General features: G+C 48.3%; 25 protein-coding genes. 16 read left to right on the forward strand and 9 right to left on the reverse strand.

Translation table 11 applies throughout. The features are described 5' to 3' along the window. Window position 1 precedes the first annotated feature (1 nt). Window positions 2–832 carry a sensor histidine kinase gene (locus C161_RS23375; protein ID WP_036616684.1) on the reverse strand — a complete coding sequence of 277 codons (831 nt, stop codon included), beginning with the start codon at window positions 830–832 and terminating at the stop codon, window positions 2–4. A 305-nt stretch (window positions 833–1,137) separates the two neighbouring features. Here C161_RS23375 and C161_RS32820 point away from each other — a divergent pair, with 305 nt between their 5' ends. Further along, window positions 1,138–1,305, forward strand: coding sequence for a hypothetical protein (locus C161_RS32820; protein WP_017691019.1), 168 nt, complete (start codon window positions 1,138–1,140; stop codon window positions 1,303–1,305). Window positions 1,306–1,438: 133 nt separating this feature from the next. Here the strand turns inward: C161_RS32820 and C161_RS23380 are convergent, their stop codons facing one another. The 3 genes from C161_RS23380 to C161_RS23390 form a co-directional block, all read right to left on the reverse strand. Further along, complete coding sequence (locus C161_RS23380; protein WP_051449905.1) at window positions 1,439–3,271, reverse strand: bifunctional diguanylate cyclase/phosphohydrolase; 1,833 nt, start codon at window positions 3,269–3,271, stop codon at window positions 1,439–1,441. Window positions 3,272–3,764: 493 nt separating this feature from the next. Then, a complete protein-coding gene (locus C161_RS23385; protein ID WP_036616686.1) occupies window positions 3,765–4,355 on the reverse strand; it encodes a DUF5317 domain-containing protein in 591 nt (196 codons plus the stop codon). 242 nt (window positions 4,356–4,597) lie between these two features. Further along, window positions 4,598–6,019 (reverse strand): hypothetical protein, encoded by a 1,422-nt coding sequence (locus tag C161_RS23390; protein ID WP_036673140.1) that lies wholly within the window; start codon window positions 6,017–6,019, stop codon window positions 4,598–4,600. Window positions 6,020–6,295: 276 nt separating this feature from the next. On the opposite strand from C161_RS23390, the gene C161_RS23395 reads away from it, so the two are divergent. The 15 genes from C161_RS23395 (at window position 6,296) to nfsA (ending at window position 20,625) form a co-directional block, all read left to right on the forward strand. Further along, entirely contained in the window at window positions 6,296–7,327 is a 1,032-nt protein-coding gene (locus tag C161_RS23395) for a BMP family lipoprotein (protein ID WP_017691014.1), read from the forward strand. Window positions 7,328–7,441: 114 nt separating this feature from the next. Continuing rightward, window positions 7,442–8,941, forward strand: a complete 1,500-nt coding sequence (locus tag C161_RS23400) for an ABC transporter ATP-binding protein (protein WP_036673143.1) — start codon at window positions 7,442–7,444, stop codon at window positions 8,939–8,941. Continuing rightward, window positions 8,938–10,005 (forward strand): ABC transporter permease, encoded by a 1,068-nt coding sequence (locus C161_RS23405; RefSeq protein WP_036673145.1) that lies wholly within the window; start codon window positions 8,938–8,940, stop codon window positions 10,003–10,005. The genes C161_RS23400 and C161_RS23405 overlap by 4 nt, the downstream gene beginning before the upstream one ends. Beyond that, the gene (locus tag C161_RS23410; RefSeq protein WP_017691011.1) at window positions 9,989–10,912 is read left to right on the forward strand and encodes an ABC transporter permease; all 924 of its coding nucleotides are present in this window, start codon (window positions 9,989–9,991) and stop codon (window positions 10,910–10,912) included. Before C161_RS23405 ends, C161_RS23410 begins: the two co-directional genes overlap by 17 nt. A gap of 47 nt (window positions 10,913–10,959) precedes the next feature. Next, complete coding sequence (locus C161_RS23415; protein ID WP_036673147.1) at window positions 10,960–11,631, forward strand: sulfite oxidase-like oxidoreductase; 672 nt, start codon at window positions 10,960–10,962, stop codon at window positions 11,629–11,631. A 1-nt stretch (window position 11,632) separates the two neighbouring features. Beyond that, the gene (locus tag C161_RS23420; RefSeq protein ID WP_036673149.1) at window positions 11,633–12,391 is read left to right on the forward strand and encodes a nucleoside phosphorylase; all 759 of its coding nucleotides are present in this window, start codon (window positions 11,633–11,635) and stop codon (window positions 12,389–12,391) included. A 207-nt stretch (window positions 12,392–12,598) separates the two neighbouring features. After that, a complete protein-coding gene (locus C161_RS23425; RefSeq protein WP_036673151.1) occupies window positions 12,599–13,210 on the forward strand; it encodes a hypothetical protein in 612 nt (203 codons plus the stop codon). A gap of 128 nt (window positions 13,211–13,338) precedes the next feature. After that, entirely contained in the window at window positions 13,339–13,524 is a 186-nt protein-coding gene (locus C161_RS23430; RefSeq protein ID WP_036616704.1) for a hypothetical protein, read from the forward strand. A 122-nt stretch (window positions 13,525–13,646) separates the two neighbouring features. Further along, a complete protein-coding gene (locus C161_RS23435) occupies window positions 13,647–14,135 on the forward strand; it encodes a GNAT family N-acetyltransferase (protein WP_036673153.1) in 489 nt (162 codons plus the stop codon). Window positions 14,136–14,258: 123 nt separating this feature from the next. After that, window positions 14,259–14,657, forward strand: a complete 399-nt coding sequence (locus C161_RS33440; protein ID WP_017691005.1) for a metal-sensitive transcriptional regulator — start codon at window positions 14,259–14,261, stop codon at window positions 14,655–14,657. Window positions 14,658–14,716: 59 nt separating this feature from the next. Beyond that, complete coding sequence (locus C161_RS23445) at window positions 14,717–14,917, forward strand: copper ion binding protein (protein ID WP_036673156.1); 201 nt, start codon at window positions 14,717–14,719, stop codon at window positions 14,915–14,917. A 216-nt stretch (window positions 14,918–15,133) separates the two neighbouring features. Then, window positions 15,134–17,620: a heavy metal translocating P-type ATPase gene (locus C161_RS23450; protein WP_051449913.1), complete on the forward strand. Its 2,487-nt coding sequence runs from the start codon at window positions 15,134–15,136 to the stop codon at window positions 17,618–17,620. Between the two features lie 353 nt (window positions 17,621–17,973). After that, window positions 17,974–19,134, forward strand: a complete 1,161-nt coding sequence (locus C161_RS23455) for a YhgE/Pip domain-containing protein (RefSeq protein ID WP_036673157.1) — start codon at window positions 17,974–17,976, stop codon at window positions 19,132–19,134. A 155-nt stretch (window positions 19,135–19,289) separates the two neighbouring features. Next, window positions 19,290–19,889: a TetR family transcriptional regulator gene (locus C161_RS23460; RefSeq protein ID WP_036673159.1), complete on the forward strand. Its 600-nt coding sequence runs from the start codon at window positions 19,290–19,292 to the stop codon at window positions 19,887–19,889. Continuing rightward, window positions 19,882–20,625, forward strand: a complete 744-nt coding sequence (gene nfsA / locus C161_RS23465) for an oxygen-insensitive NADPH nitroreductase (protein WP_036673161.1) — start codon at window positions 19,882–19,884, stop codon at window positions 20,623–20,625. Before C161_RS23460 ends, nfsA begins: the two co-directional genes overlap by 8 nt. A 322-nt stretch (window positions 20,626–20,947) precedes the next feature. Here nfsA and C161_RS23470 read toward each other — a convergent pair whose 3' ends face one another. The 5 genes from C161_RS23470 to C161_RS23490 form a co-directional block, all read right to left on the reverse strand. Then, entirely contained in the window at window positions 20,948–21,754 is an 807-nt protein-coding gene (locus C161_RS23470) for a TatD family hydrolase (protein WP_084650464.1), read from the reverse strand. Window positions 21,755–21,859: 105 nt separating this feature from the next. Continuing rightward, window positions 21,860–22,768: an ABC transporter ATP-binding protein gene (locus C161_RS23475; protein WP_051449906.1), complete on the reverse strand. Its 909-nt coding sequence runs from the start codon at window positions 22,766–22,768 to the stop codon at window positions 21,860–21,862. Between the two features lie 37 nt (window positions 22,769–22,805). Next, on the reverse strand, window positions 22,806–23,564 hold the full coding sequence (locus C161_RS23480) for an ABC transporter permease (RefSeq protein WP_036673164.1): 759 nt from the start codon (window positions 23,562–23,564) through the stop codon (window positions 22,806–22,808). Beyond that, window positions 23,564–23,854 (reverse strand): thiamine-binding protein, encoded by a 291-nt coding sequence (locus tag C161_RS23485; RefSeq protein WP_017690996.1) that lies wholly within the window; start codon window positions 23,852–23,854, stop codon window positions 23,564–23,566. The genes C161_RS23480 and C161_RS23485 overlap by 1 nt, the downstream gene beginning before the upstream one ends. Before the next feature lie 224 nt (window positions 23,855–24,078). Then, entirely contained in the window at window positions 24,079–25,119 is a 1,041-nt protein-coding gene (locus C161_RS23490; protein WP_036673166.1) for an ABC transporter substrate-binding protein, read from the reverse strand. Window positions 25,120–25,153: the final 34 nt, after the last annotated feature.

Genomic DNA, 25,153 nt, shown 5'->3' on the forward strand with positions numbered 1-25,153 from the left:
ATTAAGCATGCTCCTTTCCTATCGTCATTCGGGTATGCCCCGGTCTTGAATCGAGGGTGAAAGACCAACCCATCTCGGCAGCACGCTCCTTCGTAATTCGCAGTCCGTACCGATCCTTCAGATGAAGAGGATCTCCACTTAGTCCATTCCCATTATCCTGAATATAAATGAACCAGGCAATTGGGTTACCTTCCGCGTGAACCTGAACGCGGGTAGCCTGCGCATGTTTACGTACATTCAGTAGTCCCTCCCGGATACAAGCGAGCAGTTCCACTTGTTCCTTGGCAGAGAACGTTACACCCTTGAGGTCCCAATGAATCTGTGCACCAGGTACCGTTTCCTTGACGAGCACTTCGACCTGCGCATGCAGTGAAATAATTTCTGATGTTACCGTAAAGGAAGGAACAAAACGCAACTGGGCAATAGCTTGCCTTACATATGTATTGACTTCATGCACGGTTTTTTGAATCTCCTGGATCTCATGCTCATGTCCGCTCCCTGCTAGACTACGTCCTGCTTTATCGGTCTTCACTGAGAGCAGAAAAAGGGACTGAGATATGCCGTCGTGAAGTTCCCGTGCCAATTGGTCACGAGCTTCCAGCGCTGCTTTCGCTGCACGTTCCTGCTCCAGAGCAGCCCTGGCACCTTCGAGCATGTGGAACAATCGGCTGAGCAGAGTCACGCTGACGAGGTAAACAATGACGGGTGTTAACCAGTTTCCAGCATCCATCGAAAGGTATGGCATCAGAAACTGATGGCGAATGTATTCCCAGATGCCAACCGTGAATGTGGGGATCAGCAGAATCATCCATTTAATTTGTTTATAGGACATGAATGCAGAACTCCTTTGATCTAGGATTAGCTTATTTAGGTACTTTATTTATACAGGGATGGGATCATTATAACGCAAGCTTGTCCAAGACCCTAGTCTGTGTCTTTGGAGAAAGCTGGGGAGGATCAGGGAGTATTTAGAAGGATATCTAAGAACGACAAGGGGTGAAATGTTGTCACGCTAGGTGAGGGTTGGTGTGTCCAGCTGAGGAAGGCTGAGTCCGTTTTCCCTATCGGAGAAGGTCCTCTATACTTAATATAGAACGTGAATTCATTACAAAACATGTTAAGGAGTGACGCAACAACATGAGTCAAGAAGTATTGGAACGTCGCAGTGAATTGCTCAAAAAGAACATTCATCAGATGCTTGTTCAAGACAATCAGCACGGTATCAGTCGCCAAGACAACATGTTTTTGCAGCAGATGATTAAAGAGCTGCATCAGACCTCACATGAGCTGAATACCAAATCTTAATGTAGAATCTGCACGAGAATGAAGTTGTCTGGTGTACGATTCATTCCATGAAAATGAAAATGGCGCTATCTCCGATCAGACCGGGGATAGCGCTTTTACTTTTTCTGGGCTTATAGAAGAAGTTCTGTTTATTTTACTGCAACTGTTGCTGAGCGGTTCTTTTCTCAATATATTGAATGAACAACTCGGCAAGCTCCGGATCGAACTGTGAACCCGAACATGAGCGTAGCTCCCGAATGGCTTCTTCCACGTTCTTGGTTTCCTGATACGGCCGCTCTGTCGTCATGGCATCAAAGGAGTCAATCACGGTCAGCATCCGGCAGAGCCGGGGAATCTCGTTACCCTTCAGGCCGTAAGGATAGCCTTTGCCATCATAGCGCTCGTGGTGAAGTTCAATATACGGAATCAGATCGGCGAAGCGATCGTTCGTGATCACCATTTTTTTGCCCCAGGTGACATGTCCTTTGATCGTTTCCCATTCTTCTGCGGTGAGCTTGTCCTTTTTGTTCAGAATGGACCAAGGAATCTCCAGTTTTCCGATGTCATGAATCAGTGCTCCCAGTACGAAACGACGTTTTTCCGCATTGTCCAGTGCGAGCAATTCACTGATATCCAGTGCATATTTGTAGACCCGTTTGGAATGTTTAAACGTATCCATATCTTTGTATCTGAACAGATTGAGCTGCTGCTCGATGTCACGAACGTCCTGTACCAGATCAATCTCGTGTTCCATACCATCATTGCTGCCGTGGCGGTGCACGTTGTTCTTGCCCTGTTTCTTCGCATAATATAGTGCTTTATCCGCCTGATCCACAAGCTGGGATTTGTTATACATATCCACCTGATAGGGCGCGACGCCAGCAGAGAAGGAGAGACAACCGTGTGGAAACACTTCAACGCCTTCAAACGGCGTGTCGTTCAGTTGTTTACGCAACTTGTTCATGAACCTGTAGGATTCGTCCAACTCCATGCCTGGCATGAGCAAAGTGAACTCTTCTCCTCCATAACGAAAGGCGGTAACAGGTGTGCCTTCCGTCTTTCGCATTAGAAAATCCCCCAGCAGGGCCAGCAGACTGTCACCTTGAAGGTGGCCAAACCGATCGTTATACTTTTTGAAATCATCAATATCAATAAGCCCCAGACAGAGCGGTGTTCCCTGCGTTCGAGCGTTAGTCAGTTCGCTTTCTAACATGCTTTCGAAATAACTATGGTTGAACAGACCCGTACGTTGATCCGTGTTGGCCTTTTCCTCAATCGTCTGATACATCACGAACAATTGCCTAAATGCATGGGAGAGCAGAATACTGAGACTCAGATACAACAACAGACCAAGCACGCCATTGTGCACAACCAGAATCGTCAGGACAAGCGCCAGAATTAGCGTACATAAATAAACCAGCAGGGATTCGGTAACGAATGCCCGCTTCATCTGCTGTAATGCATCCTTTGTTGAGAAATGAAAGAATAAGCCAAGTGTGATCGTGTTGATGATGAAGTAGGCTGCGAGTGCTGCAAAATAAGGAATCAGGTTATAGCCGTCCAGAGTTCCCGATTGCCCGCCAGTCCACTCAAACACGGCAGCTGCTCCTGTAATCATGAGACTATAGATGCTGAAATTAACAATGTGTTTCCACCAGGTGAGCTTGCGCTCTTTGATTAACAGGATGATGGAGACAGGAAGCAGTACAGATAAACTGAAAGCTCCGCCAAACATGAATATACAGGCAAGGTAAACCGATGAATCCATGGATTGCTGATTACCTTTGGGTGGAATCTGGAACGTGAAATAATCCAGAATTAACGCCGCACCCAGCATGGTGTAGACCATAACCCAATCCGCCGTGGTTAGATGAAGGTAAGACCACTTGTTCATGTATAGAAAAACACCGATCCCGGTACAACTAAGCAAAATAACATACATACTGCTTCGATCTGCCTTATGGATAAGGTTACGAATAAAGTTCATAAAAAATCTCCTGCTTGAGTTTAGTCTAATCTTGATGTGTATATAAATTGAGCTGATGGGTATTAACACTTACACTTCGATGACAGAACAACCTTCCGATCGCTGTTATCCCCAGATTTTTTGATCTCTTTTCCAAAAGGGAAAATCCCGGGATAAAGGCGAACACTTCGCTTCTTCAGGTTATTTCTGTCCTCTCCGTTATCGTGTAAATGTTCAGTTCAATATATAATTGGTGTTCTTGCATCGGTATATACTATATAGATGTATAACATAACAAGTTGACTGGCAAAAATCCAGAAAGAAAAAACAGGCCGCTGGCAGCCTGTTTGTCTTGTTGGGTGGTATGGATACTAGCCGCCCAGCTTGTATCCCGAAGTTAACGCTACAACGACAGAAGCCACGATGATTGCGTTGATGACAATGCGGGAATATTTCACACCTTCAAATTTTTTCATGGAGAAGACCTCCCTTCCTTGGAGTCTACCTGTTTTCTTCAAGCCTGATGAGTTTTAGCAGGTTGCACAGCCTTTTTGTCCCGATTCACCATCATGTATTGAATAAAAAGGAATATGCCAATATTCATGACCACATCACCGATGCTGATGACCTGAGTCCGTGGGTAAGGGCTGGAGAGTGGGATGATATCACCGAGAAAAGGCAGATTTGTAGATGCATCCATCATAAAATGCTTTGATACGGCGCCGCCTTCCCGGAGCATGTCTACATAGTAGGGTCCCAGTACAGCGGAGGCTTCCACAGAAACAGGCATGCGCCCACCGTTTACAGCCATAACGGCAAAATTGAGAAATACCCCAATCCAGATGAGCATGAAACCGGTATGGTGTCTGTTGAGCCACAGGAAAGCGAGCCCTGTAATGTAGACGGCAGCAAAGAGATATCCATTAATGGATGCCACCCATTCGAATCGTTCCTGGAGATAGAAAATAAAGAACTGGATTAGCAGCAATACAGGGAAAATCCAGCCACTTCGCAGCTTGAGTGCTGCAAACTGGTTGAGCCCATGCCGCAACCCGCCCCGAAAAAATCCAACGATCAAGCCTAGTAGAATACCGTCATATACCATGGAGTAACTCCTGTTCGTGCGGAGATATGCAATATGATTGCGTGTTTGTGTACATAAAGGATTCGACCTTATATTGGTAATTCCTGCATGAGAAAAATGATTTTGTAGAAGAAATTTGCAAAATGCTGAACAAAAAACCGCCTTTACGAATCTAGGGGTCGAAACCCCTGTGAAATTCGGTAAGGACGGCTGCTTATGGTGCCAAAATACGAGCTTTAATTCGGTTGAAGACGGAATTTATTTTATTCAGATCCACCGTTCAGATAGTTGAAGAAAGGCTGGTCCACCCAGAAGTCATACGTCGTAATGTCCGCATCAGGTGCCAGCTTCAGGAAACCTTCCCGAATGGATTTGGCATTCTCTTTCAGAGAGAAGGACTGAGCGTAGTAATTGCCAAGCGCGATCTTATTATTGGAAATGACAGGGTAGTTCGCCAATGCGGTTGGTGAATAATACAGCGGTTGCCACCAGGAGCTGAGAATCAGTGGAGATGTACTGTCACTGTTCTTTTTGGCATATTTCAGCACAATGTCGTTGAAGCGAACTTTGTCTGCCACATTGTTGAACTCGAACTGGATATCATATTCCTTCGCAGAAGCAATATAGTTACCGTTCTCGATCTGTGTCACTTTATAATCAGGTGTTTCCTTCGGCTCGCCCCATTCCTTCAAATAAATGAAGGCAGATGTCTTCGGCTGGAATTGCACATCAGCATCAATACCTTCGCTACGCAACAAACCAACCAACTGTACAGCATGTTGAATACTATCGTGGCCGTAGGTAAGTGTCAGTTCATCGATAAAGTTGGAATCAAAGCGGCTATCCTTCAGATTGTAACCTGTTACGAGATCATCTCGCAGGGCCTGATCCACAATTTTTCTCAGCTCAGGTGATTCGATCAGATCCGCTGTGCGATATGCAGCATACAGTTTGGAATAGATGTCCGCATCGCCGGAACGCCCAATCTCATGTTTGTATTTCCCTTGACTGACCAATACGCGTCCAAGCAAAGTATCAGCGAAATCTTTACTTGCTACGCCACCCTTAAGGAGAGCGGGGTATAGGCTTTCAGGAATCAGGCCTGTATCGATCGCCGCAGCCAGTTCCTGTGCGGCTTGTCCCTGAACACGGTTCGGGCTAATGCCAACTTTGGCAAGCGCTTTGGCTGTTTTCTCTGCAGGATATGTATAAGCCAGTTCCTTGAATCCGGCTGCTTTCACCGCGATGAAGACCGCTGCATAAGTGCTCAGTTGATCCTTAGCACGTACTTCTGTACCCGTAAGAACACCATTATTGTATAAGGATACGGCAGCATCATATGAAGAATCACCAGAAGACAGATCGGTAAAGATAGGAGCTTTGGCTTCACTGTCACTTGCTTGAGTTGCTTCCGTGATGGCTGCAATGGCTTGAATGAAATCACCTTTGGTAATCTGTTGCGGCAATTGAATGTTGTATTTCGCTTGCAAGAATTGAGCAAAATCCGCTGCGCTTTCCGTATAGGCAACTGGCGCCTGAGCTACCGGTCCTTTGACACTTTGTGAGGTGGCGGGTTTAGCCGGAGTTGCAGATGCTGCAAAAGCGGAAGCGGGCAAGCTAAGGCTGCCGAGTGTTACCGGAGCGGCGAGTAGGGCCGCCAACGTGATCTGGGTGATTTTTTTCAAATGAATAGCCTCCTTAAAATGGGTTGGAAAATAATTAGCTTTGGGTTATAATTCTGACAATTCCTATAAGAATAGAATAATTGGATTGACTTTAGCACGGAGACGCGCTGGATGTCAACGAAAAAAAGCTTGATACAGAACGGTTTCCAAAGCTTGGTAGAAAGCGAATTGTCAATTATATTCTATTTGAGTGTATACGCTCAAAGATTTATTGACAAGGATCGACAGTATCCGCTAGGATAAGAAAAAAGAATGTTGAAAAGGGGTATTTTCAAAATGAAAAGAGGTTTATCGTTCGTCTTATCGATCATCATGTTGGCTATTTTGTTGGCAGCTTGTGGGAATTCGGCTTCCAAAGACGAACAATCCGCCCAAGGCAGTGATTCGGAGAAATCTCTTCGGATGGCCCTCGTACTTCCCGAAAAAATAGGGGTTAACCCTTTCTTTGTACAGATGGATGAAGGTTTCAAAAAAGCAGGAGAAGAATTCAAAGTAGATACCAAGACGATTGAATCGACAGACCCGGCAGCATTTGAACAAAATCTGCGTGCTGCGGTTGCCGAGAATTATGATCTGATTATTACAGCAACTTTCCAGGCAGAAGATGCATTGAAGAAAGTTGCTGCAGAGAATCCAGACAAGTCCTTTGCGATTGTAGATACAACCGTTGATCTTCCTAACGTTCGTAGCGTTGGTTTCCGTGAATATGAAGGGGCGTACCTGCTGGGTGCAGCTGCTGGATTGTCCACCAAAACAGACAAAGTCGGCATGATCGCAGCAATGGATGTACCATTGATCAAGAAATATACGGAAGGTTTCAAAGCAGGATTGGAATCCGTGAATCCAGACGCAGAATTTCTCGTGAACTATGTAGGTGGATTTAATGACCCGGCCAAAGCAAAAGAATTGGCACTGGTACAATTCGGCAAAGGCGCTGACTTCATCGCTGGCGCATCCGCTGTAGGTGATCTCGGCGTGTTCGAAGCAGCCAAAGAAAAAGGCTTCTACACTTCAGGTCAAGATACGGACCGTACCGTTGAAGACCCGGAACATATCGTATTGTCTCAATTGAAATCAACCGATACGGTTGCTTATGAGACTGTGAAAGATTTTGTAGAAGGCAACTTCAAAGCAGGCGCTGTTAACTACGGTTTGAAAGAAGACGGTGTAGGCCTGACTTACGTTACACGTGACAGCGAATCTCCATTGAATGCTTTTGTTGGACAAGAAGTGATCGACAAGGTTAAAGCAATCAAGGATGATATCGTATCCGGCAAAATCGTAGTCAAAGATCCATTGCAACAATAGTTTTGAATGTTCTTTTCAATGAATGAGTGATGGAAATGATCAGCCGGCTGCCCGATCAGGCAGCCGGTTTTGCTGCTATTAAATGACCGAGACCGAGAGGAGCGAACGCGAGATATGCTGTTGGAGATGGAGCAGATTACGAAGAAGTACGGTGGCTTCACCGCTAACCGGGACATCCGTTTTAATTTGCGTGAGGGAGAGATTCATGCCCTTGTTGGTGAGAACGGGGCCGGTAAAACAACCTTGATGCGTATGCTGTACGGTATGGAACAGCCCACGTCAGGCACAATCAAAGTCCGTGGACGTGAGGTAAGCTTTGCTACGCCGTCCCAGGCGATGGCAAGTGGCATCGGCATGGTGCACCAGCATTTCATGCTGTTCCCTTCCTTTACGGTGGCGGAGAACATCGTGATTGGACGCGAACCGGCTAAGGCAGGCGCATTTGATCGCAAAAAGGCAGCAGCCCAGGTAAATGAGTTGGGCAGACAATATGGCATGCCGGTTGACCCGTGGAAAAAAGTGTCCGAGTGCCCGCTTGGCATGCAGCAGCGTGTTGAAATTCTTAAGGTGCTGCATCAGGGCGCAGACATCATTATATTGGATGAACCTTCGGCGGTACTGACACCGCTTGAAGTGAAGGAACTGCTGGCGAACATGAAATCGCTCGCCAAGCTGGGCAAAACCTTTGTACTGATCACGCACAAGTTGCAAGAAGTCATGGATGTAGCCGACCGGATCACGGTGCTTAGGGATGGTCAGGTGACAGGTATGTTGGAAGCGAAGGATACACATGTGGAGGAATTGTCCCGTCTGATGGTTGGTCGTGAACTTGTGCGTATGGACAAGCAGCCATCGGTTCCAGCCGAAGCCGTGCTTCAAGTGGAAGGGGTTAATCTGTCCGGAGCGAAGGATCGTTCGGCGCTCAAGGAGATCCATATGGAAGTTCGAAAAGGTGAGGTCGTTGGTATAGCGGGTATCTCGGGTAACGGCCAGTCGGAACTGATTCAGGTCATTGCCGGACTACGTAAGGCGGATAGTGGTCGCGTTGTGCTCTCCGGGCAGGATACAACCAACTGGCCTGTACGGCGAATAAGGGAGCATGGACTTGCTCATATTCCGGAAGATCGCTACATGTGGGGAGCGGCCAAGGATGCGAGCGTTCGCGAGAACGGGCTAATGGGACACCATCATCGCTTGCAGTCACGGGGCATCATCAAAGCCAAAGCAGCAAAAACGATGGTAGAGAGCTGGATCCAACAGTTTAGCATCAAGACGGGTTCTGCGGAGACCAAGGCACAGTTTCTGTCTGGAGGAAACTTGCAGAAGTTGATTGCTGCCCGTGAATTTGCACAAGATACACCGTTTCTGATTGCAGCCGAACCGACTCGTGGTGTGGATATCGGAGCGATGGAGACGATCCATGCCGAATTGCTGCGCAAACGCAGTGAGGGCGTTGGCATTCTGCTCATTTCATCGGAGTTGTCGGAGATTTTGCAATTATCTGATCGGATTATTGTCATGTATGAAGGCGAAATTGCCGGAGAACTGAGAGCAGAAGAAGCGACTGAGGAACAGATCAGCTTGTTAATGGCAGGAGGGAAAGAGCGGATATGAATGGGGTAAAAGAAACACTTCGCGGACTCGTACAGCCGCTGCTTGCCGTATTCATCGGTCTGATTGCAGGGGCTGTAGCGATTCTGATCGTTGGCGGTGATGTGGTAGATACGTATGCGGAGATGTGGAAAGGAGCCTTCGGCAACTTCTACTTCTTCACCAATACGTTGGCTCGTTCCACACCAATCATCTTGGCGGGGCTTGGCGTAGCATTGGCATTCCGTGCCGGATTTTTCAATATGGGAGCCGAAGGCCAGATGATTCTTGGCGGGCTTAGTGCCGCGCTCACGGCGCTCTATCTGCCAGGACCAGGCTGGTTTGTGTGTATTGCTGCGATTGTGGCAGGTATTATTGCCGGGGGAATCTGGTCCCTGTTTGCAGGCTGGCTGGATGCACGCTTCGGGATGAACTTATTGATCACAACCTTACTACTTAACTATATTGCCATTTATTTCGGGGGCTACATGGTCTCCTATCCATTTAAGGACCGCACAGGATCTGCAGCAATGGCTCAGACACCCATGATTGACCAGAGTATCTGGTTGCCGAAGTTGTTCCAGGGCATGGGGCTGCATGCAGGCTTCATTATTGCCATTGTAGCGGCCATTCTGATCTACTGGTTCACGCATAAAACGGTGACCGGTTACGAGATCCGCATGCTCGGCAGCAACCCGTCCTTTGCAACCTACGGTGGTGTTCGCCGCATTCGCATGATGATGCTGTCCATGGTCATCAGTGGTGGACTTGCTGGACTCGCGGGTGCGGGGGAAGTGCTCGGTACACAGTACCGTTTCCTTGATGGCTCATTGTCATCGGCAAGTTACGCATGGAGCGGCATTATGGCAACGTTGCTTGCCCGCTCGCATCCACTCGGTACAGCTGTAGCAGCTATTTTGCTGGCTGCGCTACAGACGGGTGCCATGGGGATGGAACGGAACACGGATGTACCGCTGGAAGTTGGCAGTGTCATCCAAGCTGTATTGACGTTATTTGTATCAGCTCAGATCGGTTATTCATTCCTGAAGCGGAGAAAGGAGAAAAAGTCCAATGCAACAACTGTTTGATGCAGCCATGTTTGGCTCAACCTTGCGGATTATGACTCCAATCCTGCTTGCAGCGCTCGGTGGGGCTTTATGTTCTCGTGTCGGTCTGTTCAACGTCGGTCTCGAAGGACTGGTGCTGATCGGTGCATTCTCCGCGATTGTCGGTAATTATCTGTTTGGCAATGTGCTGTTGGCTGTACTCTTTTCCATTATTATTGTGATGTTATTCTCGGCGCTCTTTGCCTTTATAAGCATTAATCTGAAGGCCAACGCCATCGTGGTCGGGATCTCGCTTAACTTCCTGGCTGCGGGGGTGACGACCTTTGCACTGCGTGCGATTTTTGATGTAAAAGGTGCATACTACGACAAAGACATGGTGGGACTTCCCAAGTGGGATATTCCGCTGATTAAGGACATCCCGTGGGTGGGCGATGTAATATCGGGACATAGTCCGCTGGTTTACCTCGGTATTGTGCTCGTGATTGCACTACAATTTTATCTGTTCAAAAGTGTATCCGGCTTCCGCCTGCGCTCCGTAGGTGAGAACCCGATTGCAGCACAGAGCATCGGGATCAAGGTACGTGGCATCCAGTATGGTGCCGTTCTGATGTGCGGCGTGTTGTGTGCTCTGGCTGGCGCACAGTTGTCACTCGGTCAGGTAACGATGTTTACCGAAGGCATGACTGCTGGTCGTGGTTTTATCGCGCTGGTGGCAACAATGTTAGGACAAGCGAATCCGCTTGGCGTCATGGGCTCCAGTGTGCTGTTTGGCTTCATGGAAGCATTGAGTATTCGTCTGCAAGGATTCTCCCTGCCAACGCATTTCACGTTGATGCTGCCGTATATTGTGACGCTGGTCGCGATGTTCTTTTTCAAAGACCGTACCTATGCACAGGATGCACTGAAAGCGGGCGGAAGCTCGCGTTAATTCCTGAATGTCTATGTTAGAGACAGTAAAAGAAGGAGGAATTCCACTTGCATAACAAGGCTGAACGTTTGAAAAAAAGTAAAACCCCGGCATCCAAAACGGGTAACGATCACGGAGATCGGCTGCCGCCAGGACAGATGCTGACGGAGAAATTCCCGATTCTGCATGAAGGGGAAGTGCCGGAATATGACCTATCTACCTGGGACTTGAAGGTATTCGGCGAAGTGGAGGAAGAGAAGGTGTTCTCCTTAGCTGAGTTGCAGGCGATGCCACAGGTGAACACGGTGAGTGATATTCACTGTGTTACCCGTTGGTCGAAATTCGATACGCCGTGGGAAGGTATTCGCTTCTCCGATTTTGTGAAACTTCTGGGGGTTAAGCCAGAGGCAAAATACGTCATGATCCATGCAGATCATGATTATGAGACAAATGTACCGCTCGAAGAGTTGATGCATGATGATGTATTGCTTGCATTCAAATATAACGGTGAGCCACTAACACCCAAGCATGGTTTTCCACTGCGTATGGTTGTGCCACAACTTTACTTCTGGAAGAGTGCCAAGTGGATACGTGGTCTGGAGTTTATGACAGAAGACCGGAACGGATTCTGGGAAGTGAATGGCTTCCACCATTTTGCCGATCCGTTCAAGGAACAACGCTTCTCGGGTGAAGATCTGCCGATTCCGGAAGACGAGTGGACGAAGAAGGAGTTTGATTAATATGTTGATGCCTATTTTGCAGATTCATTCGGAAGACATGCCGGCATATGCCATCGTCTGTGGTGATCCGGCACGTGCGGAGAAGATTTCCCGTAAACTGGAGCAGGCGAGAGAACTGGCGTTCAGTCGGGAGTATCGTACATTTGTTGGATTGTATGAAGGGGTACAGATCGCTGTGGTCAGCCATGGTGTAGGTTCACCTGGAGCAGCTGTCTGCTTCGAGGAATTGATTCGCGCGGGTGTAACAACTCTGATTCGTGTAGGTACAGCGGGATCGTATACAGCGGATTATCCGGCAGGCAGTGTGCTTGTGAGTACAGCCGCTGTTCGTACGGACGGGTTGACTCGCCAACTGGTGCCGGATGGTTTTCCAGCGGTAGCGGACATTGGGGTGACACAAGCGTTGATCGAAGCTGCTCGTGAGCAAGAAAGCGCTGACGCTGCAACATTTGCAGGCAAAGTGGGCGTTGGTATTACCGTAACGCTGGATGCGTTCTTTGCAGGCGTGGAAGAGATTCCACACCGCAAGTATAAGCAGGCTGGAGCACTTGCGGCTGAGATGGAAATTGCGGCACTCTACATCGTCAGCACCTTGCGTGGCGCTCGCGCCGGAGCCATTGTCGCGATCGATGGATTCGCGGACAGTGACCTGGCAGCCGAGTATGATCCGCATACAGATGCGGTTGGACAAGCGGTGGAGCGCGAGATTAATGCAGCGCTACGCGCACTAGCCGCGCTTGCTCGCCAGGATCAGGTATAGGTTGGTTAAGGCAAGTATACATTTTTGCTCATTGTTACAAGCAAACCAGTAGATGATGTCCATTTGAGGTGGACAATATAAAAAGGGCGTCCCGTAAGGTCATGAATATGACCTAAGGGGCGTCCTTTCCTTTTTAAGAGGGAGATGCAGGTACAGTAGCGAATTGTATTTGCATGGCATTTCATTAAATTAGGAGAGTGATTAAATATGGGCTGGAGTGAATTACGTGAAATTCCTAATGAATACAGCGATGAGGTACAGCGAATTGATGAGCAACTTTTGAAACTGGTTGCAGCCAGAAAGGACTTAACCGGAGCTGTCCAATACCAACCCCCTCAAAATACCATCGATGAATGGGTGAGCTTACTGGATATGAAGGAGGAAGATATCCGATACGTTCTCCGTAGCGTGCAACCGATGCCGCAAAGACACTACTTTCCAAGTGAACCTCTTCAATTGACGAGTGTGGTGCCGATTATGAAGAAAATGATTAAAGATTCGTGTGAGTATATGATTACGCATTCGATGCAATATGAAGGCGAAAGCCTCGTTTATGTGGAGATTCAATATAAGGGGAATGAAGCTGAGCGTATACAAATGGTTCCACATTTGGCTCTGGAAATATTCAGCGAACAGAGACATATCACCATGAGACATGGCAGTCGTGGAGGAGGTGGGGAGACGCAAATTAGTTTCCGAGTGGTTCCTGCCCTTCCTTCTTCTCTGGAAAACGTTCGATTCTCCTTGATTCCCTCAATACCAGAGATGGAATACAAAGTAGAGGAAATCATTTTGGATAAACAGGTTGATTTCGATTAACGAAAGGGTTTAGAGATGGATTTAGCTTAACTTGGGGGGGTGTCCCTCGAAGAGAATGATAATGCAGAAAGTGGGCACGTTATATAAAGGAACATCAACATGAATACGAAAAAAGGGAGGACTCTATGATGACACAGAACAATCAACCTCAGGACGAGGCGGAAATTCGCAACAAGCTGGATGAAGACGGGGATTCCTTGATGGAGAAAAAGAAGATTTTGAGCGGAGTAGACATTGAGCCGCAGGCGGACGAATGGGCAGCGAAGCCATCACCTGTTGCTTTTAATGAAGGAAATACTTCTTCGAAAAAATAAACAACATGAGCATCATATTGGCTTGATGGAATGAAGATAAATTAACGAAGCAGGTACCCTTATGGTATCTGCTTTTTGGTTGTATAATAATGTAAAATTCAGTAGACGAAAGAGTGATTGGGATGAGTACAGGTACGATTAACATCCGAAAGGCAGAAATGAGGGACTACTCTGGCGTGTCATTGTTGATGGATGAGCTGCACCAGATGCATGTCGAGGCGCGGCCGGATCTATACAGAGCGTTGGAGACTAGAATGGAGAAAAAGGAGTTCATCGAACTGCTGGAAACGGACAAGCGTTACCTATATGTTGCCGAGTCTTCCGAAACGGGCTTGATTTTGGGTTACGGGAGCGCGCAGTTAAGTGTAATTCAAGATAACTCATTGATGGTGGATCGCAAGATGTTGTACATCCATGAACTTGTAGTGGATAACAAACATCGGGGCCAAGGAACAGGTAAACAGTTACTACAAGCATTCATCGAGCTAGGGAGAGAGCTTCAGGCAGAAAGTATGGAATTGTCCGTGTCGACGTTTAACTCTGGGGCACAGACTTTCTATGAACAGATGGGTCTGGTCGTCCGCAGCAGCAGGATGGAGTATACCTTGTAAGATGCATCGCCCTATTTAATTAGGAAGGATTCATCCATTTTTAACAAAATATCAGAATACCCTTGAATACCCCCATGGGGTATGTTACTCTTAGAAAAGAACGAAAGAAAAGGGGTGTTCATGATGGATCATCAGAGCCATCCCGAGGAACCTTTGCAATCCTCCAAGTCAGATTCAACGGAAGCTTTGGCTACAGTCCAAGAAGCAGTATCTTGTCATGCCGAGGGCAGTGATGGGAAGCATGTGCGCAAGAGTCACCATTCGCAGGAGATGAAGAGTAACCTGGTTTCTCGTTTGAACCGTGTGGAAGGTCAGATTCGCGGGATCAAGGGATTGATCGAGAAGGATACGTACTGTGATGATGTGCTGACGCAGATTGCGGCGGCTCAGTCTGCTCTTAATTCAGTAGGCAAACTTTTGCTTGAAGGCCATATGAAGAGCTGTATCGTTGAGCGTATTCAGGCTGGTGAACATGAGGTTGTGGACGAACTGCTGGTTACGATGCGGAAGTTAATGAAGTAAGTTATATCTATTCACCTATTTAATTTATCATTTTAATATACCCCAAGGAGGAATTTACAATGTCTAATGTTACGTTGAACGTTACGGGAATGTCTTGCAATCACTGCGTGAAATCAGTTGAAGAAGCTGTGAAGAATACCGGAGCGAGTGGTAAGGTTGATCTGGCAGCGGGAACAGTAGCTGTGGAATATGATGAGCAGAAAGTGAACGTGGATCAGATCAAAGCTGCGATTGAAGATCAGGGATACGATGTAGTCTAACGGGATCACAGGCTTAAACCGAACATGCTCATGGGCGAAAAAGAGGTCAGAGTGCCTTTTTCCAAGAGTCAGGTTTAAGCCTAATTTTCTGTCTGATATATACCCCTTGGGGGTATAAAGGGTACAACATACAAAAATTGAATCGACATGAAAGGAGCTGACATGATGGATAACTCAACGAATAAACCAATGGATAGATCATCCGAACCAACCCCAATGCCACCTATGGCAGACGCACCAGGGCTGAAGGCAACACTGCACATCACGGGGATGACCTGTGCTGCATGTTCGACACGAGTGGAGAAGGGATTGTCCCGCATGGAAGGGGTTCAGCAGGCCAATGTGAATCTGGCCATCGAACAGGCAACCGTTTCTTATGATCCAAAGACAACCAACGTGAATGCGTTGCGAGATAAGGTGGAAGCATTGGGCTACGGTACGTTGTCCGAATCGGTTGATCTGAACATCACAGGTATGACGTGTGCTGCTTGTTCTGCCCGGATTGAAAAAGGTCTTTCCCGACTACCGGGGGTATCTCAGGCGAATGTGAATCTGGCGCTGGAAACAGGGCATATCGAATATGCCGCTGGTGCATTGAAACCTTCGGATATTACCGCCAAGATCAAGCAGATGGGATACGGTGCTGAACTGCAATTGACACAAGAAGAGACCACATCGGTTCGTGAACGTGAGCTGCAACGCAAAAAGTGGAAATGGATGATATCTGCTTTGTTATCGATTCCTTTGCTGTGGGCAATGGTCGGGCATTTCTCGTTCACATCCGGAATCTATGTCCCAGATCTGTTCATGAACCCTTGGTTCCAGCTACTGCTGGCAACGCCGGTACAGTTCGTGATTGGATGGCAATTCTATGTGGGGGCGTACAAAGCCTTACGTAACCGCAGTGCCAATATGGACGTTCTCGTCGCATTGGGTACCAGTGCAGCGTTTTTCTACAGTCTCTATCTGACGTTATCCAGTGGGTACTTACCTTCTACAACCATGGATCATGGGGCAATGGGAACGAGCACAGCCGCCATGCCCTCGGTAGAACTCTATTATGAGACAAGTGCAATTCTGATAACGTTAATTCTACTGGGAAAATGGTTCGAAGCTGTGGCGAAAGGTCGCTCTTCACAGGCGATCAAAAGCCTGATTGAACTGGCTCCACGTGAAGCCCGTGTCATCCGTGATGGACAGGAAGTGATGGTTCCTGCCGCATATGTCGCGGTGGGTGACTTGGTTCTGGTGAAGCCGGGTGATAGCATCCCGGTGGATGGTATTGTTGAAGAAGGGCAATCCTCAGTAGATGAATCCATGCTTAGTGGAGAGAGCCTTCCCGTGGATAAAAAGCCAGGAGATCCCGTTACAGGTGCTACGCTGAACAAAAACGGGGTATTACGACTGCGTGCGACCCGAGTGGGATCGGATACGGCTTTGTCCCAGATTATTAAAGTAGTCGAGCAAGCTCAGGGCTCCAAAGCACCGATCCAGCGGATCGCAGATGTCATTTCAGGCATTTTTGTTCCGATTGTTGTCGGCATAGCTGCGCTGACATTCCTGATCTGGTATCTGTTTGCAAGTCCGGGTGACTTCGCCGGTTCCCTTGAAAAAGCGATTGCCGTGCTTGTCATTGCTTGTCCATGTGCACTAGGGCTGGCAACGCCGACTTCTGTCATGGCTGGATCAGGACGTGCGGCTGAATATGGCATTCTGTTCAAGGGCGGCGAACATCTGGAGTCGGCACAACAGATTCAGACCGTGGTGCTCGACAAAACAGGTACAGTAACCCAAGGTAAACCGGTCCTTACCGATGTTGTCACGGCTCCGAATTGGACGGAATCTGATCTGCTTGAGCGCGTGGGAGCGGCCGAACAGAGTTCCGAGCATCCGCTGGCAGAGGCGATTGTTGCAGGTATTCGTGCGAAGGGTCTGGAGCTAACCCCAACAGAGAAGTTCGAGAACATACCGGGATACGGCGTGCGAGCTTCAGTAAAAGGGCAGGAGATCCTGGTCGGCACGCGTCGTTTGCTTGCAGATGCACAGGTGAATGTCTCTGAGGAAACCGTTCAGCAGATGAACCGTCTGGAGGAACAAGGGCGTACAGCGATGCTGGTAGCGGTGGATGGTCAGTGGGCAGGGATCGTGGCTGTGGCTGACACCATCAAGGATACCTCTCGTGAAGCCATCGGTCGTCTTCAGGCGATGGGGATCGATGTCATCATGATTACGGGAGACAATGAGCGAACAGCTCGCGCTGTAGCTGAACAGGCAGGGATCGGTAAAGTACTGGCTGAGGTTCTGCCGGAGGGTAAAGCTGCGGAAGTGAAGAAACTTCAGGAGAGTGGCCTGAAAGTCGCGATGGTAGGTGACGGCATTAATGATGCTCCGGCACTCGCTACAGCGGATATTGGGATGGCGATCGGAACAGGAACGGATGTAGCGATGGAAGCGGCGGATATTACGTTGATGCGTGGTGATCTGAACAGCATTGCAGATGCGATTGAGATGAGCCGGCGCACGATGGGGAACATCAAACAAAACCTGTTCTGGGCACTCGGATACAACGTGATTGGTATTCCCATTGCGGCAGTTGGCTTCTTGGCTCCATGGCTGGCAGGGGCGGCGATGGCGTTCAGCTCCGTGTCGGTTGTACTGAATTCGCTGCGTCTGCAACGCATGAAGCTGAAGAGAAATGACTGACCGACCTTTGTTTGGAGATATATTCAACGCCTCATTGTCAATGAAGTGAGGATGAATAAATACGCGGTTCGCTGCGGCGGACCGTGTTTTTTGTTGAGAAAAATACAGTTGAGTCGCCAGAAAATAAGCCTGAATCGTTGGTATTAGATGTTCTTTTCTACGGAGAAAGGAAAGCATAATGCACTTTTGTGAAAATGGATCAATTGTATTCATAAATAAAGCTTACGTTTTCTGAATTTTTCAAAAAATGAGTTGACAATATGGACATATTCACATAAAATTTAAACGATCGTTTGATTCAAACAACTGTTTAAATCAAATTAGAACTATTTGAGTAATGGAGGACACCTTTTATGTTACAGGCTTTACGTACATTGTTTAAAAAACCGCCAGTGATTGTAGGGATCGTAACAGCACTTATGTTCCAAGTGATCTTTAGCGTGATCTGGATGACCGCATATTCTGGAGTAAATGACCGTGCGAAAGAATTGACGGTTGCGATTGTGAACGAGGACGGAGAAATGTCCAAAGGAATCGCAGATTCGCTCGCAGGAACACTGCCTTTCCATACCGTATCCAATCTAAGTGCGGCTGAAGCTTTGGATCAGCTGAATCATCACCAAGTACACATGGTGCTGGATATCCCGGCTGGGTTTAACGAATTGCTTCAGACGGCTGGCTCAACCGCCGAGATTAAATACACCATTAATGAAGCGAACCCGGTTACGATCAAAAGCATGATGCAAGGTGTATCACAAAGTGTGACAAACACGATTAACAAACAAGCTACAGCACAAGGGGTACAGACGGTGTTGACCGCTTCAGGTGCGCCTGCCGATCAGGCTGCTGAAGCCGCTACAAACCTGACTACCCGAGTGGAAGGAACGACAACGTCCATCAACCCGGTTAACGGGATGAATAATCAGATGGTGCCGATGATGATGGTACTGGCTTCCTATGTAGGTGCCATGATCATGGGGATGAACCTCCAGACAGCCATGGGTATGCTGTCATCTACCTATTCCCGCTTGACTTTGTTTGGCGCGAGAGTAGTCATTAACGTGGGTTCTGCATTGGTTGTTTCCTTGCTGGGATCATCATTGATCGTGGCACTGGGAGGACAGATTGCACAAGGATTCGTTGCATTCTGGTTGTTCCAGGCGCTCTTCCTGTGCACGTTCATGTTCTTCTCCCAGTTCTTCTTGATCTGCTTCGGACCAGCAGGAAGTCTGTTCAACATCATCTCACTGTCCTTGCAACTGGTATCCTCCGGCGCAATGGTACCGCGTGAATTACTGAACAGCTTCTATAGCGGCATTGGGCAGTACCTGCCTGCAACATACGCCGTTCAGGGTATTCTGAGCGTGCAGTTGGGAGGCCCAGGAGTTCAGTCTGCTGCGGGCTCTATCGTGATTGTACTGTTGGTTGCCGTTGCGTTGTCACTGGTCGTGACGTTGTTGAAAAAACAACGCATGCCAGCTATGGCTCCAAGCCCTGCTCAAGCAAACAACTAATACAGCAGATGTATACCATTGCTTTATAGGATAGGACAAGCACCCCGATGATTTTCATCGGGGTGCTTGGTGTAATATAATAGACAGATGATTCGCTGGCTGCAGTCCTTGAGCTGGAGCGAATGAGATGAACGGACAAGAGGGAGCGGGACGGAATGACTGAACCGGAGTTGGATATCAAAACGAGGATATTGCTTGCAGCCAAGAAGCTTTTTGCACAGCAGGGGTATGACGGGACGAGTGTTCGTCAAATATGTGATGAGGCAGGTGCCAATGTGTCGCTGGTGTCTTATCATTTTGGCGGCAAAGAAAAGGTGTTCGAAGCGTTATTTGAGCATTTTTTCCCTGGGCATATGATGAACGCGCTGGCTGAAGAGTCCATGTCCTCGCCTGTGGAAGGTATCCGACGAATTATTGGTGAAGTTGTGAAGTTCACGATGACGGATCGGGAGATGAGCGATATTGTGCAGCTTGAAATTACACTGCGGACACATCGTACAGCTACCGTATTTCGTTTTCTAGACCCTGTATGGACCCGAGTGAGGGAACTGCTGCAAGAAGGAAAAGACCAGGGATTGTTCCAGGTCGAGTCCGTATCTTATGCGATGCTTCAGGTTATGGGTGTGGCTTTGGCGCACAAACGGGCCAAGAATTCACGATTTGGCTTTGATTATCAGGATATGAATACAGACGAGCTTGCTGAGCAGACAATTGAGTTCGTACTTCGAGGATTGGGAGTGAACCACCATGAATGAAACCATTGAGTTGATGATGAAACACCGCTCTGTACGCAAATTCAAGCCAGACCCGGTAAGTGATGAGCAGCTTGCAGCCATTGTATCTGCAGGGCAGATGGCTTCCTCTTCAAGTAGTGTGCAAGCCTATACCGTAATTGCTGTGACTGACTTAGCGCAAAAGGCCAAGCTGGCTGAATTGGCAGGCAACCAGGCCTATGTCAATGAATGTCCGGTGTTTCTTGTATGGTGTGCTGATCTGTATCGGCTGAGTGATGCTGCGAAACGTCATCTTCCTGAGAAGGAATCGTATGCCGATTCAACCGAGAATTTCATGGTAGCCACAATTGATGCTGCACTGGCTTCCCAGAACGCCGCTCTTGCAGCGGAGTCACTAGGGTTCGGAATCGTATATATTGGCGGGCTTCGTACCCGGATTGAGGAAGTTGCTGAGCTGTTGGAATTGCCGGAAGGGGTATATCCGGTGTATGGCATGTGTATTGGTGTTGCAGATCAGGAAACGGGAATTCGCCCGCGTCTGCCACTTAATGCAGTTCTGCATCGTAATCGTTATAATGCCGAGCAGAGCATCAAAGGTGTTGAGCAGTATGATGAGACAACGACGGCGTACATGAAAGCACGAACTAACGGTGAACGAACGACTCCATGGTCCGAACTGATGGCGAAGCGCCTGACTGAGCCGACAAGGTTGCAAGTGAGACCGTTCCTGGAAGGCAAAGGATTCTTGAAGCGCTAAGTTGAACTGAAGGTAGTTACACTTGCCACTCCGATGACAGAACAACCTTCCGATCGCTGTTATCCCCAGATTTTTTGATCCAATTTTTCTGAAGGTGAAAATCTAGTGATAGCGTATGCTTCCGAAGTAGCTTTCTTTCAGAAAGCTTTTAGGCGACCGCTCTGCTTCCTCAGGTTATTTCTGTCCTCTACGTTCCTGTGTAAAAATTTAGTTCAACTGATATATAATAGTAGACTAGAAGTCAGTCGGTGGCGAAGCCGACTGGCTTCTTTGTGCTGTATTGGCAGGGCAAGCGAGAGTGCTTGCTACTACCAGATTGTAATCAAGTTAAGCCATAGAAACGCTTTGTGTTCTGATAAAAAAGACGGGCGGCCCGCTCGGTTCCCATGCCAGTGATCTCACTCCACGCCTGGATGACCTGTCTGGTCATGGCCGGGTGTGTCATTCGTCCCTGAAATGGTCCTTCGAAGGGCCAAGGTCCGTCGGTCTCGGCCATCACTTGTTCTGATGGATATTGCCGGGCGAGTTCACGAATCTCTTCTTCATACCGAATATCCGGCGTGAAGGAAATGAAATAACCGTTGTCCGCCATGCGCCTTACGGTTTGGCGAGAACCTTTGAACCAGTGGAAATGAGCACGTCGGAACTGATATTGCTCCAGCAAATCACAGACGATATCCGCATCATCGTATACCGCATGAAGGACAAGTGGTTTGTTATGCTTTTTGGCAAGTTGGATGAAACGTTCAAGCAGTTCAATGTACCCGCTCTGATCGAAGCGTTGCCCTGCCTGCTCCGCTTCCTGACGATTGTAATAGGGAAGGCCAACTTCTCCGATGGCTGTGGCTTGTCCCATATGCTTCTCGATCCATTGGAAGAATAGGTCCATTTCTGCAACGGACGGCAGTTCCTGTTCCGGATGGAAACCGAAGGCCGGATAGATGTTACGTGGATGTTGTTTTGCAAGCTCCAGATTGGCCTGGGCAGAAGCGAGATTCATAGACACGGCGATGACTGCCTCGACTTGCTGAGACGGGAAAGATAGCAGCATTTCGCGTTGTTTGTCAGGGGTATACTGATCGAAGTGAATATGAGCATCAATTAATGGTGCAAAAGCTTGAGAATGCATGAGGGAATTCCTCCTTGTGTTCAGTTATATTCTAACTATGTTACGCAGAATTTCTTAAGGCGGATCACCTATTAAAGGAAAATAATAACTTAAAAACCCGCGCTATTATGATAGGCGGGCTTTCTGCTGTTCTTCTCGCATCCACTGAGCAATCTGCCGTTTACGCTCCAGAAAAGCGGATTCCTCCGTAATTTCTTCTCGTCTTGGGCGATCAAAAGGAACATGTACCTCGTGCAACACTGTTGCAGGTCGGTTGGATAATACATAGACCCGATCCGCAAGCAGCAATGCTTCTTCGATATTATGGGTGATGAACAGCACCGAGCGGCGGTTCTGTTCCCAGATATCGAGCAACCAGCGCTGCATGTCGCTACGTGTCAGTGCATCCAGCGCGCTGAAAGGTTCGTCCAGCAGCATGAGTTCCTGCGGACTGAGCAGGGCGCGCAGAAATGCAGCACGCTGCTGCATTCCGCCCGACAGCATATGAGGGTATGCCTGCTCGAACCCGGCAAGACCCACGCTGCTTAACCACTTACGAGCTTCTGCAAGTGCTTCGGTCCGAGGGGGAGCGCTTGAAGCCACTTCTCCAGCAAGCAGTACATTGTCTTCAATGGTACGCCAAGGGAAAAGGGCGGGCTGTTGCGGCATATAACTAATCTTGCCACGCTGTCCCGTTACATTTTGACCGTTCATAAGCACTTGGCCTTCCTGTGGCTTTAGCAGACCGCCGATGATATGGAACAGGGTACTTTTACCGCAGCCAGAAGGCCCGACGATAGCGACAAACTCGCCTTGCTCCACAGTCAGGGACAGTCCGTTCAGAACCGAAAGCCTACTCCGTCGTTCGCGGAATGATGCATGAACATTAACAACGTCCAGTGCAGGTGGAACCGGAGCAGGAGTCGTAATGGCAGGTTGATCAGGCGTAGCCGGGTGATGTTTTTCACCATGCTTTGGCTCCAATACACTTGTTCCTCGTTCAGGCTGGACTTGTTGGTCCAGTTGCCGATTCATATGATCATCACTTCCTAATATACAGATTACATCTTTACTATCGCTTCTGTGGCCGCCAGCCCACAAGCAGCTTCTCCAGTAGGGCAATGAGCAAGAAGAGCAACAAGCTGAGCGCGACAATAATCATGATTGCCACGAATAGGCGATCCGTGCGATAGGCTGACTTTTGCAACATCATATAATAACCAATACCCTTGTCTGCACCAATCCATTCGGCAATGATGGCACCCATCACGCTATAGGTAGCGGCGATTTTGACACCGGAGAACACGGATGGCAGAGCATGAGGAAGCTCCAGCTTCCAGAAAATCTGATGACGTTTCGCACCAGCCATGCGCATATAGTTCATCATCGCCGCGTCAGTACGGGTCAAGCCATCCATCGCCGCCACTGCAACAGGGAAGAAGCAGACGAGGATGATCGTAATCAGCTTGGGCAACAGCCCGAATCCAAACCAGATTAACAGGAGCGGCGCGAGCGCGATGGTTGGGATATTTTGACTAAGAATAAGTAAAGGGTACAGGGCTGACTTGAGAAAAGGGACCAAATGCAGCACCATCGCTATCAGTAATCCGACCGCTGTGCCAGCCGCGAATCCAATCAGCGTTAACTGAATGGTTGCGGAAGCGTGCATGCCAAGCCGCTCGGCCTGGGTTGCGGCTTCGCGGGCGATGTCGGACGGTGCAGGCAGCATCCATTTCTCAATATGGAAGAGGGAGACGGCTCCCTGCCATATCGCTATAAAGAGAATAACCGCCACAATGGGCGGCCATACACTCTTGAAATAGGCATGCATTAGCGATACTTCTCCGTCAGGGTATCCATGCTGAAGCCAGTAGGGCTATGGGCGATTTTGATCTGGGAGATGATGCTTGGGCTGCCAGCCTCCACAAGTACCTCGTGCATTTTACGTACAACTTCCAGCAGTTCCTCCAGTTCACCTTCCATCGTTGTGTCGAGCGCATTCACCTGATACTTCAAGCCAGATTGCTGAATAACTTCAATGGCTCGATCAACGTAAGGATAAGAGTTCTCGCCATTTGGCGTTTTCGGGATAACCTGAATACTAAGTAGTGTGCTTGCCATGAGAGATCACGGCTCCTTTCGTGATATATAAAATGAACTAATGACTGTTACACTTGCCACTTCGATGACAGAATAACCTTCCAATCGCTGTTATCCCCAGATTTTTTTGATTCCCTTTCTCTAAAGGGAAAATCCGGTGATAAAGGCGACCGCTTCGCTTTTTCACGTTATTTCTGTCCTCTCCGTCCTCGTGTAAAATTTAAGTTCGTTTTATATGAGAAATTTTATTGGGGTAAGAACTCGTTCGTATATGCCTTGCTCACATCGATCTGTTCATCCAGCAGTTTTTTGCTAAACATCCAGTCGGTGTAGTTCTGCCACACTTCCTGCTTTTGCTCACCCCAGCGTGGGGCGTCATCTGTGTACTTTGGACTAAGCCATTTCTGGCTTGCCAGTACCAAGTCTTTATCCAGATCCGGTACGGCCTTGATCAGAATGTTGGCTGCGTCTTCGGGATGATCAATTGCGTATTGATATCCTTCTGAAGTGGCTTTCAGGAATGCTTTCACCAACTCAGGGTCGTTTTGGATCGTCTGCTCGTTTGTTACTAGTACAGGCGTGTAGTAATCCAATGCATCTGAATAATCCTTCACATATAACATGTCGATCGGTTCCCCGCGCAGTTCGGCTTCAATACCCGTCCAAGCGTAGAAAATCCATGCAAAATCAATGTCTCGTTTCACTGCGGTGAAAAAGTCGGCGTCACCCATGTTAATGTTTTTCACTTTGGATACATCGGCTCCGTCGCCTTCCATAATGGATTGCATCACGGCTTCTTCGACTGGGGAACCCCAACCGCCATAGGTTTTACCTTCAAAATCTTTCGGTGACTTGATATTCCGATCCGCCGGAGCAGCGAAACCAGATGTATTATGCTGAATAACTGCTGCGATGGAGACCAATGGAACACCCTGTGTGCGGGCTTGAGTTACACTCTCCTGATAACTTACGCCAAAAGGCACTTCATTGGAGGCAACCATTGTATCTGCGCCACCGGCACCTGGTTGTACAATCTCCACGTTCAAGCCTTCGGCTTTATAAAAACCTTGATCTACAGCTGCATACAGGCCTGTATGATTCGTATTTGGTGTCCAGTCGAGCACCACTTTAATATCTTTCAGGGCGGCAGTGTCACCTTCGTTGCTGCTTTCCGTATTTGTGTTGCCGTTCTGCCCAGCTGGGGCAGCTTCTTTGCCACCACATGCGGCTACAGTCACCATAAGCACGCACAAGAGCAACAATCCCATCGTTTTACGCCATTTCATCTGTGGTCTCTCCTTCGGTATGTCCGGCCGATTG

The sequence above is a fragment of the Paenibacillus sp. FSL R5-192 genome (genome assembly GCF_000517845.1).
Classification (GTDB): domain Bacteria; phylum Bacillota; class Bacilli; order Paenibacillales; family Paenibacillaceae; genus Paenibacillus; species Paenibacillus amylolyticus.

Bases quoted from the DNA above. Each gene is read 5' to 3' on its own strand.
- C161_RS23375 (WP_036616684.1), bottom strand. From the start codon at position 832: ATGTCCTATAAACAAATTAAATGGATGATTCTGCTGATCCCCACATTC.
- C161_RS32820 (WP_017691019.1), top strand. From the start codon at position 1,138: ATGAGTCAAGAAGTATTGGAACGTCGCAGTGAATTGCTCAAAAAGAAC.
- C161_RS23380 (WP_051449905.1), bottom strand. From the start codon at position 3,271: ATGAACTTTATTCGTAACCTTATCCATAAGGCAGATCGAAGCAGTATG.
- C161_RS23385 (WP_036616686.1), bottom strand. From the start codon at position 4,355: ATGGTATATGACGGTATTCTACTAGGCTTGATCGTTGGATTTTTTCGG.
- C161_RS23395 (WP_017691014.1), top strand. From the start codon at position 6,296: ATGAAAAGAGGTTTATCGTTCGTCTTATCGATCATCATGTTGGCTATT.
- C161_RS23400 (WP_036673143.1), top strand. From the start codon at position 7,442: ATGCTGTTGGAGATGGAGCAGATTACGAAGAAGTACGGTGGCTTCACC.
- C161_RS23405 (WP_036673145.1), top strand. From the start codon at position 8,938: ATGAATGGGGTAAAAGAAACACTTCGCGGACTCGTACAGCCGCTGCTT.
- C161_RS23410 (WP_017691011.1), top strand. From the start codon at position 9,989: ATGCAACAACTGTTTGATGCAGCCATGTTTGGCTCAACCTTGCGGATT.
- C161_RS23420 (WP_036673149.1), top strand. From the start codon at position 11,633: ATGTTGATGCCTATTTTGCAGATTCATTCGGAAGACATGCCGGCATAT.
- C161_RS23425 (WP_036673151.1), top strand. From the start codon at position 12,599: ATGGGCTGGAGTGAATTACGTGAAATTCCTAATGAATACAGCGATGAG.
- C161_RS23430 (WP_036616704.1), top strand. From the start codon at position 13,339: ATGACACAGAACAATCAACCTCAGGACGAGGCGGAAATTCGCAACAAG.
- C161_RS23435 (WP_036673153.1), top strand. From the start codon at position 13,647: ATGAGTACAGGTACGATTAACATCCGAAAGGCAGAAATGAGGGACTAC.
- C161_RS33440 (WP_017691005.1), top strand. From the start codon at position 14,259: ATGGATCATCAGAGCCATCCCGAGGAACCTTTGCAATCCTCCAAGTCA.
- C161_RS23445 (WP_036673156.1), top strand. From the start codon at position 14,717: ATGTCTAATGTTACGTTGAACGTTACGGGAATGTCTTGCAATCACTGC.
- C161_RS23450 (WP_051449913.1), top strand. From the start codon at position 15,134: ATGCCACCTATGGCAGACGCACCAGGGCTGAAGGCAACACTGCACATC.
- C161_RS23455 (WP_036673157.1), top strand. From the start codon at position 17,974: ATGTTACAGGCTTTACGTACATTGTTTAAAAAACCGCCAGTGATTGTA.
- C161_RS23460 (WP_036673159.1), top strand. From the start codon at position 19,290: ATGACTGAACCGGAGTTGGATATCAAAACGAGGATATTGCTTGCAGCC.
- nfsA (WP_036673161.1), top strand. From the start codon at position 19,882: ATGAATGAAACCATTGAGTTGATGATGAAACACCGCTCTGTACGCAAA.
- C161_RS23470 (WP_084650464.1), bottom strand. From the start codon at position 21,754: ATGCATTCTCAAGCTTTTGCACCATTAATTGATGCTCATATTCACTTC.
- C161_RS23475 (WP_051449906.1), bottom strand. From the start codon at position 22,768: ATGAATCGGCAACTGGACCAACAAGTCCAGCCTGAACGAGGAACAAGT.
- C161_RS23480 (WP_036673164.1), bottom strand. From the start codon at position 23,564: ATGCATGCCTATTTCAAGAGTGTATGGCCGCCCATTGTGGCGGTTATT.
- C161_RS23485 (WP_017690996.1), bottom strand. From the start codon at position 23,854: ATGGCAAGCACACTACTTAGTATTCAGGTTATCCCGAAAACGCCAAAT.
- C161_RS23490 (WP_036673166.1), bottom strand. From the start codon at position 25,119: ATGAAATGGCGTAAAACGATGGGATTGTTGCTCTTGTGCGTGCTTATG.